This is a genomic window from Hyphomonas sp. FCG-A18, assembly GCF_045287255.1.
GTDB lineage: Bacteria > Pseudomonadota > Alphaproteobacteria > Caulobacterales > Hyphomonadaceae > Henriciella.
Genome location: NZ_CP137142.1, coordinates 1767542 through 1779090 on the forward strand (window position 1 = coordinate 1767542; position 11549 = coordinate 1779090).

The 11549-nt window shown below is 54.0% G+C and carries 14 protein-coding genes; 2 read left to right on the forward strand and 12 right to left on the reverse strand.

Going from position 1 to position 11549, the window contains the following annotated elements:
* Position 1 precedes the first annotated feature (1 nt).
* Both RYZ27_RS08745 and RYZ27_RS08750 read right to left on the reverse strand, forming a co-directional pair.
* On the reverse strand, positions 2–1084 hold the full coding sequence (locus tag RYZ27_RS08745; RefSeq protein WP_406679111.1) for a fatty acid desaturase: 1083 nt from the start codon (positions 1082–1084) through the stop codon (positions 2–4).
* A 69-nt stretch (positions 1085–1153) separates the two neighbouring features.
* Positions 1154–1975 carry an NUDIX hydrolase gene (locus RYZ27_RS08750; RefSeq protein ID WP_406679112.1) on the reverse strand — a complete coding sequence of 274 codons (822 nt, stop codon included), beginning with the start codon at positions 1973–1975 and terminating at the stop codon, positions 1154–1156.
* Between the two features lie 113 nt (positions 1976–2088).
* On the opposite strand from RYZ27_RS08750, the gene RYZ27_RS08755 reads away from it, so the two are divergent.
* Positions 2089–2754 (forward strand): EAL domain-containing protein, encoded by a 666-nt coding sequence (locus RYZ27_RS08755; protein WP_406679113.1) that lies wholly within the window; start codon positions 2089–2091, stop codon positions 2752–2754.
* Here the strand turns inward: RYZ27_RS08755 and RYZ27_RS08760 are convergent, their stop codons facing one another.
* Positions 2755–3903 carry a DUF2336 domain-containing protein gene (locus RYZ27_RS08760; RefSeq protein ID WP_406679114.1) on the reverse strand — a complete coding sequence of 383 codons (1149 nt, stop codon included), beginning with the start codon at positions 3901–3903 and terminating at the stop codon, positions 2755–2757. It lies immediately after the preceding gene.
* Between the two features lie 120 nt (positions 3904–4023).
* On the opposite strand from RYZ27_RS08760, the gene RYZ27_RS08765 reads away from it, so the two are divergent.
* Entirely contained in the window at positions 4024–5223 is a 1200-nt protein-coding gene (locus tag RYZ27_RS08765; RefSeq protein WP_406679115.1) for a CaiB/BaiF CoA transferase family protein, read from the forward strand.
* Here RYZ27_RS08765 and RYZ27_RS08770 read toward each other — a convergent pair.
* The 9 genes from RYZ27_RS08770 to RYZ27_RS08810 form a co-directional block, all read right to left on the reverse strand.
* Positions 5220–6023 (reverse strand): hypothetical protein, encoded by an 804-nt coding sequence (locus RYZ27_RS08770; protein WP_406679116.1) that lies wholly within the window; start codon positions 6021–6023, stop codon positions 5220–5222. The genes RYZ27_RS08765 and RYZ27_RS08770 overlap by 4 nt on opposite strands.
* A 6-nt stretch (positions 6024–6029) precedes the next feature.
* Positions 6030–6416, reverse strand: a complete 387-nt coding sequence (locus RYZ27_RS08775) for an MAPEG family protein (RefSeq protein ID WP_406679117.1) — start codon at positions 6414–6416, stop codon at positions 6030–6032.
* 9 nt (positions 6417–6425) lie between these two features.
* A complete protein-coding gene (locus RYZ27_RS08780; protein WP_406679118.1) occupies positions 6426–6713 on the reverse strand; it encodes a hypothetical protein in 288 nt (95 codons plus the stop codon).
* 80 nt (positions 6714–6793) lie between these two features.
* Positions 6794–7123, reverse strand: coding sequence for a hypothetical protein (locus RYZ27_RS08785; protein WP_406679119.1), 330 nt, complete (start codon positions 7121–7123; stop codon positions 6794–6796).
* A 73-nt stretch (positions 7124–7196) separates the two neighbouring features.
* Positions 7197–7874, reverse strand: a complete 678-nt coding sequence (locus RYZ27_RS08790) for a fused DSP-PTPase phosphatase/NAD kinase-like protein (RefSeq protein WP_406679120.1) — start codon at positions 7872–7874, stop codon at positions 7197–7199.
* 97 nt (positions 7875–7971) lie between these two features.
* Positions 7972–8535, reverse strand: coding sequence for a Maf family protein (locus tag RYZ27_RS08795; protein WP_406679121.1), 564 nt, complete (start codon positions 8533–8535; stop codon positions 7972–7974).
* On the reverse strand, positions 8535–8963 hold the full coding sequence (locus RYZ27_RS08800; protein WP_406679122.1) for a PaaI family thioesterase: 429 nt from the start codon (positions 8961–8963) through the stop codon (positions 8535–8537). Before RYZ27_RS08800 ends, RYZ27_RS08795 begins: the two co-directional genes overlap by 1 nt.
* A 5-nt stretch (positions 8964–8968) precedes the next feature.
* Positions 8969–9187: a translation initiation factor IF-1 gene (infA, locus tag RYZ27_RS08805; RefSeq protein ID WP_406679123.1), complete on the reverse strand. Its 219-nt coding sequence runs from the start codon at positions 9185–9187 to the stop codon at positions 8969–8971.
* A 161-nt stretch (positions 9188–9348) separates the two neighbouring features.
* Positions 9349–11379, reverse strand: coding sequence for an alpha/beta hydrolase family protein (locus RYZ27_RS08810; protein WP_406679124.1), 2031 nt, complete (start codon positions 11377–11379; stop codon positions 9349–9351).
* Between the last annotated feature and the right edge of the window lie 170 nt (positions 11380–11549).

Genomic DNA, 11549 nt, shown 5'->3' on the forward strand with positions numbered 1-11549 from the left:
CTTATTCGGCGGGGACCTGCGCAGGTTTGCCATTACGCCCACGGTTCTTGGCAAATGGGTAAGCAGACTTCCAGTCCTCCTGCCCCTCACCTTTCTCAACATAGTGGCAACCAATCAGGGTCCGCGCGAAATCGAACAGAACAAATCGATCTGATTTAATATACCACTCGCCCAAGGCCGGAGCGACGGCATCGGTCGCCTCTTGTAAGCGATAATGCGGGATCGTCGGGAACACGTGATGGATCATGTGCAGATTGCCAATATTGTGCGTAATCCAGTTGAACGGCCCATAATTGCGATCAACGCTGGCCAGTGATCCTTTCAGCCGCGTCCAGTCCCCCTCATCATAAACAGGTACCTCCGGTGCCACGTGCTGCATGTAGGTCACGAAGGTCAGCCATGCTCCATAAATCAGGTAAGGCGCGAGAATATACTTCGCGAAAAAGCCCCAGCCATAAACAACGCCGAGCCCGATATAGAGCGCCAGAAATGCCACGAGCACAGCGAGACCGACATACCAGGACCAACGCACACTCTTGGTATAAAGGTCACTGGTCGGCAGATAGTGGCTGCCATTGATCGGATCATAGGTCGTCAGATTCCGGAAGCCGAGTTTGTACATCGGCCAGCCGATCAGCACGAAGATACCAGACCGGAACAGAATTTTCCGAAACAGGCGGTCTTCTTCAGCGCGGCAGGGGCGGAACACTTCTTCCTTGCGGAAATGCCCGGTTTTCATGTGGTGCTGGGCATGGCTCCGCTGCCAACCACGATAGGGCACCAGGATCGCTGAATGGGTCAGAATACCGACAATCGTATTTACCGTTCGGCTTTTGGAAAACGATCCATGTCCAGCATCATGCCCAATGACAAAGAGCGACCAACAGAATGTCCCGATCAAAAAGATCAGGGGCCATTCCAACCACCAAACAGACACATTCGCCAAGGCGATGTAACAGGCTGCGATACACGCAACATCAAACAAGAGATAAGCCAGCGATCGCCAGACATTGGGTTGAAAACATCGATCCGGAATCATCCGGCGTAAATCTGCCTCAGATAGCGTCAATTCTGCTCGCGCCATATCGCGTCTCCTCTACTCCACCCAGTAATGACAACAGGATAAGCAAGATCGCGACCAATTTACAAGCGGCTATTGAGCGGCCTTTCCAACCCCTTCTTTCACTTTGCCCAGAGATTCAGTGATCTGAATATAGCCCGCTTCGACTGGGATATGCAGACACGGGGCACCCGCCTCATCCTGACCGATAACCGGGAGAACGGTCACAACTGCCTCGTTAGAGAATCGCGTGAGCGCGGCCTCAACACTTTGAACTTCAGCGAGTTTTCCAAGATTCATACGGGTCGGAAAAATGATCGTTGCATCACCCGCCGCTTCCATATCCAGCGCCTGCTGCGCGCCAAGCCAGACCGCTTCTGTGGTTTCGCGACCATCCTGCTCAGCCTTCTGATCTGGCGGGGTTGGGGCCAGATAGAAATGTGTATCAAAACGCTTGGGCATCATGTCCGGTGTGATCCAGTGCCCAAAATGAACCAGCGTATCGAGCGCCAGAACCAGATCATGATCCTGCATCAACTCAACAAAGCTCTGCTGCCCGCGATCAACAGCGCCGCGAAAAGGCTCCAGAGCCTTAGCGACATCTGGCCCAACCAAAGGCGCTCCTTCCCCTCGTGCATTTGCCGGACGCGCGAGAATGATCCCCGCTTCTTCATAGGCTTCACGCACCGCAGAAACCCGCGCCGCGCGATCCTTGCCTTCAAAATCACCGTCGCTCAGCGCATCCCAGGCCTCGTTCTCATCCTCGGCATTCGCCTTGCCGCCAGGAAACACCAAAGCGCCCGAAGCAAAATCAATCTCGTAATGCCGCTTGACCATCAAGACCTGCAAATCAGGCTGATCACGCAGCAACAGGACTGTTGCCGATAAACGCGGTTCACTCGGGGCTTTCGTCATTTTCTCTCCTGTGGCGGTCTATTAAATTTCAAACAAATCATGCCGCCCATATGCGCGTGATTTCAACGCTGTGTCTGTATCTGTCATGCTTCACGCAACGTCACGGAAGCAGAATGCACCAGACTTCACCCTCTTCTCACGCCCGCCCATCACAGGTGCGTTTTACCCCTGTTCTGAACCTCACCTCAGGCGAGCCAATGACGCTTCTGGCAGAAACCCTGAAGCCATTTGAAGAGCGTGTGGCATTTGGTCCGGCAGCCAGCCAAAGTGAGCCGATTTCACCGGCTGCTTTCCTTGCCGAGCAACTGGTTCAAATCGCACGTATGGCGCATGAAGAGACGGATATCCGCCCGGTCATCGTTCCCATATCCATGGCGGCGCTCATCCATGCTGATACCCCAATCGCCTGCGATGCAGCGATCCGGCGCACCGTTCTGTGCCCACAGGAAATCTGTTTTGAGGTCAATGACAGCACTTTGGCGCTACCATCTCCGGAAGCGCGGCAAGGTCTCATGGCCCTGCGCAAGCTTGGCTTCCGTCTATCTCTTGATGCCACACGTTCATGGCAGGCAGCGCTCAGCACCGACTTGCGCATCCTGCTCGAAACCATGCGCATCGACAGCCGCCAGATTGAGCTTGAGCCTGCACTGGAAGAACGTATCGAAACGGCCTCAACCTGCGGCATGCAGATCATTGCAGAGCAGGCAAGCTGGCGCGATGGCGACTGGCTCGCGTCTATGGGGATTGATTACGGTGTGCGTCCGCGCGCAGACGCCTGATCAGGCAACGGCCTCTTCACGCCGCTTGGCTTGTTCTGAATAAGCATCCAGTTTCTCAAGCAGGTAGTCGAGGTCTTCTTTCGGGATCGCCTGGAACTGCGTCAGCACACGTTCAATCATACGCATACGGAAGCGGGCCCGGTCATTGGCTTCACCATCCATTTCCAACTCGTGATAGACTTTCACGCCTGCGCGGAAGGCTGGCAACATTTTGCGGTGCAGACCCGCGCGATCAAACACAGCCTGCAAGCCCAATGGCCCGGCATCATGGATCATCAGCCAGACCCGGCCATGCGGTACCCCGGAAAGCTCCGCTAGCGCATGTTCAACAAACGGCATATGCCCGACGCATAGCGCCCGCATAATCAGCGACTGAGTCAAACGACCATTGAGGTTCAGTTGCGCAACAAAGCGCGGCAAATCATTGGTTCGCCCAGCCTGCTCAACCAGATCAATTGTCGCCCGCTCACGGGACCCTGCCGCCAGATCGATCGCCAGCTGGGCTGGCAACTCATGGCGGTTGATCAGCATATCGAATACAGCGCCGGAGACGAGGGAAACCATCTTCTCAGCAATATGAACCGGCACATTATCCCGCAGAACAATCTTCTCATGCAGGTTCGCATTCTTCGGGAAACGCGCAATTTGATGCTCATAGGCTTTGTCGGACAGGTTCGCCCCTGGATTTGCCGCCAAGGTCTCAACCGCAATTTCTGCCGCATGTTCAGAGATAACCTCACCCAGTTCCGAAGACACTTCCGAGCGAGAGGCAATGGCTGCCTGCTTCGCCGCCGTAACTGCCAAGACCAGCTCACAAAGGTCTTCATCTGAAAATACCGGAGAGTTTTCCAGCACAGGAAGCGCAACCGACTCAACATCTTTGGCCAGCTTCAGCGCGACATCGCGCGGAAGCTTCGGCGAGTTGCGCAATGTGACGGACAGAGTTCGCCGTACCAATTCGGTCGCATCCGCAGCCAGAATCTGGATGATTTCATCGGCATACTTGCGCTCTTCTTCAGACAATGCATCAATCGAGATACGACGGCACAGACGGTGTGCCACACTGGCGCGCTCTTCAGAGGTTTCCCCCTTCATCAAACGAATAATATCGTTCTCTGTCAGTTGCGGGCGCATGCTTTGAATAGTCATATCAGGCAGTCTTCCTTATCCCCAAAAGAGATTTGGTCGACAATTAAACAAACCGGGTTAATACCCGGTTTACTAAACTGCCTGCGACAGACAGGCGGATAACACCTTAAGGGAGAGATTATGCTCGACGGAATTCGCGTCATTGAACACGCCACCTATATGGCCGCCCCCGGTGCTGGCAGCATTCTGAGCGACTGGGGCGCAGATGTTATCAAGATCGAACCGCCGGGCGGCGATCCGATTCGCAATTTCTTCTCCACAATCGGTACCGACATTCAGGACAATCCGGTTTTTGACTTTGATAATCGCGGCAAGAAATCCGTCATCCTCGACACCCGCACTGAGGAAGGTAACGCGATCCTGCGTAAGCTGGCAGGCGACGCCGATGTCTTCCTGACCAATGTCCGCCCCGGCGGCCTGACCCGCGCCGGGCTAGACTATGCGAGCCTCGCCAAAGCTAACCGCAAACTGGTTTACTGCACGCTCACGGGATATGGCCTTGAGGGCCCGGATGCGGACAAGCCAGGCTTCGATGTCGCCTCATTCTGGTCCCGCGCCGGGGTCGCAAACCTGACCATCCCTAAGGGCCAAGAACCGTTTGCCTTGCGCACCGCCTTTGGTGATCACACCACCAGCATGGCCGCGGCTGCTGGCATTTGCGCCGCTCTGGTCAAGGCTCAGCGTACGGGCGAGGGGCAGCTTGTGGAGGCGTCCCTGCTGCGCGCCGCCCTCTTCGCGATGGGCAGTGATTTTGCCATCCAGCTCTTCTTCAACCGGATTGGGTCAACCAAATCCCGGCATGAAACCATTCAGCCCCTGATGAACTTCTTTCAGAGCAGTGATGGCGCATGGATATGTATTGTTTCCCGGCAAGGCAGCGTCGACTGGGCCCCTATCTGCCGCGCTTGCGGGCGTGATGACCTGATCGAGGATGAACGATTCACCAGCGCCAAGGGTCGCCGTGCCAATGCCCGCGAACTCGTTGATCTGCTCGATGCAGGCTTTGCCCGCTACACCAAAGTAGAATTGGCCGAGCGCTTGGACGCAGAAAGCATTGCCTGGGCCCCCGTTCAAACCCTCGCTGAAGTCGCAGCCGATCCACAAGTCGCAGCGGCTGGCGCCATCACAGAAGTGCCAAGCGCCAGTGGCGACGGATCAACCTTTAAATCGCCAGCTTCACCGATCCGTTTCCCCGGTGCCGATGACGGTCCATCCGGCCCATCCCCGCGCATGGGAGAGCATACGCGCGATGTTCTGGATCGCCTCGGTTACAGCGCCAGCGATATGGACGCATTGTTTGAAAAAGGCGTTGTCGCTTAGTTTTCCTGAACGGGCGCAAGCGCCTTATAGACCGTCGCCGCGAGCGCATGGCCGAGCCATGCTGCCGGGGTGCAGGCCAGCATGGTGAGACCGGCGGCAAGCGCAGCTTCTATAGCTGTTGGCTCATTCCCCCAAATGGCTTGGCCCGCAAAAACCCCAATGACCAACCCAACAGCTAAAGGCAAAAAGGTCATTACAAGCAGAGCTGGCCCGAGACGTTTGAACTGCCCTTTTGTCCAGCTCCAGGTCCGGAAAACATGAACCTGCGCGCGATGACTGGTTGCAGCGGCAAACGTCATCAGCCTCGTGACAAACCAGAAAAGAGCGAAAAAAGAGGCGATAAAAACGATGAAGAGCGGCCAGAATGTCCCGCCCTGTTGCATCAGTTCAGTGATATCGGAGATCTGGCCGGCATCGCCCTCTCCGGAAACAATACCAACACTGGCCCCAACCATGGAGAAGAACAGCGTCCAGATCGAGAAGATGATGGCCATCACGGTAAACACCAACAGCCATGACAGGGTCAGCTTGAACGCAGCCGACCGCATGCTAGCTTCGCTCCCCAGCAAAACCCGATACATAGAGACAGAAAACAGGCTATGGGCGTATAGGGTAAGCAGCGCCAACCCAGCGAACAAGATTGAACTTATCGCGCTTTCCGGCAAAGCCGCTGCCGCCCAAACCAGATACCCCCAAGCGAAAATAAATAGAGCCGTCCAGGGCAAGCTGGGTACAATCACTCGCCCTGCCCCTTTCAGGGTCTCACGCAATAATCCAGCAAAAGTCAGTCGATCAGTCATACCGCGTCAGGTAAACGCGGCCACCAGAAGCGCAAGGGCAAACCCTGCATAAGTCAGGAGGGTCAGCACCATACCAATTTGTCGAAAGGCGATCGGGCCGCCCTTCATGCCAATTGGGTGCAATAGTCGTCCCAGTGTGAATGCCCCGCCAAGGACATGAAGTTGCCAGGTTGCTGCGCCCATCAGGGCCAGCACGACTAAGCCGATCATCGCCCCTGCGCTATATTCACTGGCATTGCCATGCACACGGATCGCGACCGCCAAATCATCTGATCCACCGTCCCCATGCGCGATACGCCCTTTAAAGCGCCGGGCAATCACACGTATGGCAAGCCAAAGCAGGATGAGCAGGTTCGCAGCGATATAGATGGCTGCAACTTCTAACTTCGTCATCTTTACGCTCTAATCGTCACGGCGCGCGTCAGGCAGGCGATCATTGATATCGTCGCGAATGTCGAGAAGTGTTACGATCAAACCACCTACGACACTTGCGGCAATCCAGCCGAGAAGCGACATGGCCACCAAGGTCAGAACCCGTCCGGGCATACCATCAATACCAACCGCCAGTTCTGCGCTGCTCACTTCTTCAACGAAGCCATTGTAATAGCCCAGGAAGATACCGCCTGCGATAATCGCCAGATAGGCCGCATAGACCATCATGCGGAAACTGTTGATGATGAAGAATTTCATGTCTTCCTCCCAAAAAAGGTAAAACCCGGATCAGGTGTTAACCAAATCCGGGTTTCTGTCTAGCTTGGCTTTATGACAGCCTACTGGCCAAGGCCGCAGGTCATGCCCGCTGACATGGCAAAGCCCATGAACTGGTTCATTTGCTCAGGGGTCAGCTCACCCATCATCGCGGCCATAGCCTCATCAGACTGGTCGCCGGACTTGGCGGCATCGACCAGAATTTTCAGCAGATCCTTGTCCAATTGCTCAACCGCAGCATCCGCCATGCACTCACATTCTTGGGCAGAGCTACCCTCTTCAGCCATACAGGCTTTGATAAGCTCAGCTTTAGGGTTTCCGCCACCGCCGCCACAGGCCGCAAGACCAATCAAACCAGCTGCCATTAAGCCGCCCACAAACATCTTCTTCATAGCGATCCCTTCCAAATCAACTCGCTCAGCGAACGTTTTCATGAATCCCCAAACGTGACCAGCAAAAAATCGATTATTCACGGCGCAGAAGCTCACTCAGGCGCAGCTTGCCTTTGCCGCTTGCCAGGAATTCTTCCTTCATTGCAACGCGATCATAGACACTGGTCAGCCAGTCCTCGAACGAGATATCATGCTGCTCGGCATAGGCGATGTATTCTTCAAAGAAATGATCGAGCAATCCCGTTTTGCCTTCACGCAGGTGTAGGTATTTCTTGGAGAGCTGTTCAATCGCTTCCTTAATCGGCAACCCCTGTCGGAAATGCATATACAGCACGCTCATCAGGCCTGCCCGGTCTGCACCAGACTTGCAATGCATAACTGCCGGATAGGCAATTTCCTCGAACAGAGCCTTCGCGCCCAAGACCGTTTCCACTTTAGGCGTGTCCCGGGAAAAAACCTGAAAGTCGACCAGCGTCACACCATTGGCTTCGCAGGCCTCTTTCTCCAGAAAATAGTAGCCCTTGGTGGACACGCCACGCAGATTCAGGATCGTCTTGATCCCACGTTCTGCAGCATGTTCGACAATCTGCTTCGGGCTTGGCTGATTGGATCGCCACATCTCATCTGAAATCTGATGCAGGTTCTGGAACTTCAGACGCAGAAAGTGGTGATCCCCCCACATGAGCTCATTGTTCGCGCGCTTGCGGCCCTCAGGGGTCGACAAGTCTGGTGCGACATGGGGCTTACGCATGTGTTTCGGGCGGATTTTCATGGTCTCGCGTTACTCCAGCCATCCCCTGCTCGCAAGCATTGCGCGGCACCTGTCAGGTGAAATCCTTGTCACGGGCCTAGGTTTGATAACCCAGCCCTGTCAGCGCATTCATGGCCTCATAGACCGGCAGCCCCATAACCCCGGTATAGCTGCCGGAAATGTGCTTGATATAGGCCCCGGCCAGCCCCTGAATGGCATATCCACCCGCCTTACCAATCCCCTCACCACTCGCAAGATAGGCGCTCACCTCTTCATCGGATAAGCGCTTGAGAATCACCCGTGTATCACTCAAGCGTTCAACCCTGCGTCCGTCCGGTGAAATCACAACGAGCGACGTTAAAACCCGATGCGCCCGCCCGGACAGCAGCCGCAAGCAGACCTCAACTTCAGCATCGGTTTCCGCTTTGGGCAAAATACGCCGCCCAAGTGCCACAACCGTATCGCCCGCCAGGGTGAACTGCCCCTCCTGATGAACGACGAGCGCTTTCTCCCGCCCCATACGCTCAGCATAGGGACGCGGCAGTTCTGCTTTCATCGGAGTTTCATCAATATCGGCGGGCGCGATCTCATCTGGCACAATACCGACCTGAGCCAGCAATTGCCGCCGACGCGGGCTAGCAGAAGCAAGAACAAGCCGCATCAGAGAATCTTGAAGGTCGCGTTCGCCATGGCAACTGGCACATCATTCGACGTAATCAAAGCACGGGCAAAACAGATTGAGTCGCCAACCTTAACCGGTTCGGGGTTGATCTGTAGCCACTCCCCCAGTTTTCCAGCTCCCAGATAGTCTGTCCCCAGCGAGACCGTCACCAGCCCCTTACCAGCATCTCTACCCGCAGCTGCCAGCGCAAAAACACAGGACAGCCCCATCGCATTATCAGCCAAAGCTGCGATCAACCCGCCGTGCACTAAGCCACGCGAGTTACAATGCGGCTCAGCCAGAACCAGGCCCATCAAGAGCCGATCATCTTGTTTTCTGGAATAAAGCGGTTCCCACGGATCAGTCAGACCAGAACGGCGAAAATGGCGCTCAAAGCCGTCTGGCGGAAGCATCCGATCCTGTGGCATAAATCTTATTTGAAACGATAAGTGATACGACCCTTAGTCAGGTCATATGGTGTCATTTCGACCAGAACTTTATCGCCCGTGAGGATACGAATGCGGTTCTTGCGCATTTTTCCGGCTGTATAGCCAATGATCTCGTGATCATTTTCCAGCTTCACGCGAAACGTCGCGTTTGGCAGCAATTCAACGATAGTTCCGTTGAATTCGATGATTTCTTCTTTTGACATCCTGTCTCCATATTGACCGGCGCAACCTGCGCGCCGTTTCAGATATGGGGTGCTTCGTATCTTTCGTCACCCCATGGGGCAAGAGACCAGATGCGATAGCCCCACAAAAAAGAAAGGGCGACCCAACGGATCGCCCTTCCCTGTGTCAGTTTTTGGTGTGCTTACATTCCACAAGTCGTGGTCAGGAAGCGCTCCATATTCTCAAGGACATCTGCCTTATGCTCAGGCAGCCACTTATTTGACTGATGTCCCATCTGCTTCAGTACGATCAGCTCACTCTGTGGGGAGTCCCGCTTAATCGCATTATAGAAGTCACGGCTGTGGAAGAGCGGCACGCGTACGTCATAATCCCCGTGATAGAGTTGGATCGGGATATTCACCTTCTCGGTGTTCCGCATTGGGTCCATACCTTTAACGGTCTGTCCTTGAACAACCCGTTGTATACGGTTGTCACCCCAGACATTTCCGAGCTTGGCAAGATCAGCCACACCCGCACCGGCTATTGCACACTGGTATGGGCTATTTGGACGAACGGAGGCCGCGATCGCGGCAAATCCGCCATAAGAATAACCATGGATAGCGATTTTGTCGGCATCGACATAGCCTTGGCTAACAAGCCATGCAGCTGTGTCATCCTTATCATCCTGCATCTTCTGGCCCCATTCTTTATCGCCAGCGAGCCATAGGGCGCGGCCGAAACCGGTGCTTCCGCGATACTGAGGGCGCAAGATGATGTAACCACGGTTAGCGAAGTACTGAACCCAACCGGCATTATCAAAGCCAGCAAAGTCACGCGCCCATGGTCCACCATGAGGATGGATAATAGCGCCGCGAGCCTTATCCTTGCCTTTCTGGAAGTTCGGCGGATAGGTCACGAGAGATGGCACTTTAAGACCGTCACGCGCCGTGATGTATGTCAGCTCTGTCTCGCCCAAGTCTGCTGGATCAATCCAAGGACGGCTAGACCCAATCGTCGCCACTTTAGCCTTATCGATGAGCAAGAAGTAAGCAGTCGGCATAGACCCGCTGCTGACTGTAAAGAGAATCCGATTTCGGTCTGCCGTCATATCTCCCAAGGAGACGTTGCGATTTGGAAACGCCGCATCAAGACCCTTCTGAATCGAATCCATTTCTGGGTCTAACCAATACGTCTTTGCAACATCGGCCAAATAAGTAAAACCAAGGACCGCACCGAAGTCCTGCTCACGGGTCGAGAACTCTATGCCCGATATATCAAACTCAGGATGCGCAAATACTGGCTCTGAACTGAATTGATCAGTAGATGCATCGTACATGTAGACCGAGACTTTATCGGAGAATTTATCTGTCCCGACGAAGTACTGATTTGTCTCGCTATGGAAGCCGTAAATATCTAGAGTGTAGCGGTCTTCAATATTCGTGGTCAGAGCATCTTCTCGTGTGAGTCTACCTGTCGCTGGATCGCGAAGGTTAATGAAGGACTGCCATTCGCCGTTTGTGAACTCGAGCTCAGTTGAACCATATGGCTCACCTGTACGATCGCTAATTAGATAATTCTCGAACTCTTTACCGCGATACTGAAACTGTTCCCGTCCTGTACGCAGGTTATGCAGGAAGTAACCAACACCATTTTTCGTAGTTGTTCGAGAGAGAAGAACATTTTCAGAGTCCAGCGGCAGCAAAGATGCAATACCAGTTTCACCTTCTAACTCAAAACAGCGAAGCAGGACTTTGCTGGCACCAACTTCAGCTGACCCATTTGGCAAATCATCAATTTTTTTGATCCGTTCATTGCCCATGTACACCTTTTGGATGTACTTTTTGGTGGATCCAGTCGTTTTACCCTCACCACATCCTTGTAAAGAGCCCGTGTAAGCTTGGACTGTAAACCAAAGAGACTTTTTCTGTTTTAGTGCATTCGCAGCAAAAAAGTTTGTCCGCGTTCCACTCGGAGTGATGTTTGAAGGCAACAAAGGCTTTGTGGTGTCAATTTCACCTGACAAATCCCAATAAGCTGCAGCCATCTCCTCTCCATCCTTAGATGGATCGGCTACAAGACCAACCAGAACATCTCCTTCAAGTGACATGGAAACACCTGTCACCGAAGGTTGTTTAGAGAATGCCTCAATACTAACACGGTCAACCTGAGCTAGTGCATGCGGCGCACTAGCTATGACCGCTAAGCTAAGAAGCGAGCGAAGCTTGTTCATCATATCTATGTCTCTCCCAGAACGCATGTTTGATATACTGTCGCTACCCCTGATTTGGTCAAGAGCAGACACTGACGAAATTCACCCCTGATGGCAAAGAATGAGGCGCATCTCATGCGCTAAAGCCATTCTGGGACGAAAATCTTGCTCCAATTCACCAGAAGTGTCCAAAA

Excerpts from the sequence above, each read along its gene's own strand:
- RYZ27_RS08760 (WP_406679114.1), bottom strand. The coding sequence starts at position 3,903 with ATGACTATTCAAAGCATGCGCCCGCAACTGACAGAGAACGATATTATT.
- RYZ27_RS08780 (WP_406679118.1), bottom strand. The coding sequence starts at position 6,713 with ATGAAATTCTTCATCATCAACAGTTTCCGCATGATGGTCTATGCGGCC.
- RYZ27_RS08775 (WP_406679117.1), bottom strand. The coding sequence starts at position 6,416 with ATGACGAAGTTAGAAGTTGCAGCCATCTATATCGCTGCGAACCTGCTC.
- infA (WP_406679123.1), bottom strand. The coding sequence starts at position 9,187 with ATGTCAAAAGAAGAAATCATCGAATTCAACGGAACTATCGTTGAATTG.
- RYZ27_RS08765 (WP_406679115.1), top strand. The coding sequence starts at position 4,024 with ATGCTCGACGGAATTCGCGTCATTGAACACGCCACCTATATGGCCGCC.
- RYZ27_RS08800 (WP_406679122.1), bottom strand. The coding sequence starts at position 8,963 with ATGCCACAGGATCGGATGCTTCCGCCAGACGGCTTTGAGCGCCATTTT.
- RYZ27_RS08810 (WP_406679124.1), bottom strand. The coding sequence starts at position 11,379 with ATGATGAACAAGCTTCGCTCGCTTCTTAGCTTAGCGGTCATAGCTAGT.
- RYZ27_RS08750 (WP_406679112.1), bottom strand. The coding sequence starts at position 1,975 with ATGACGAAAGCCCCGAGTGAACCGCGTTTATCGGCAACAGTCCTGTTG.
- RYZ27_RS08755 (WP_406679113.1), top strand. The coding sequence starts at position 2,089 with ATGCACCAGACTTCACCCTCTTCTCACGCCCGCCCATCACAGGTGCGT.
- RYZ27_RS08770 (WP_406679116.1), bottom strand. The coding sequence starts at position 6,023 with ATGACTGATCGACTGACTTTTGCTGGATTATTGCGTGAGACCCTGAAA.
- RYZ27_RS08795 (WP_406679121.1), bottom strand. The coding sequence starts at position 8,535 with ATGCGGCTTGTTCTTGCTTCTGCTAGCCCGCGTCGGCGGCAATTGCTG.
- RYZ27_RS08745 (WP_406679111.1), bottom strand. The coding sequence starts at position 1,084 with ATGGCGCGAGCAGAATTGACGCTATCTGAGGCAGATTTACGCCGGATG.
- RYZ27_RS08790 (WP_406679120.1), bottom strand. The coding sequence starts at position 7,874 with ATGCGTAAGCCCCATGTCGCACCAGACTTGTCGACCCCTGAGGGCCGC.
- RYZ27_RS08785 (WP_406679119.1), bottom strand. The coding sequence starts at position 7,123 with ATGAAGAAGATGTTTGTGGGCGGCTTAATGGCAGCTGGTTTGATTGGT.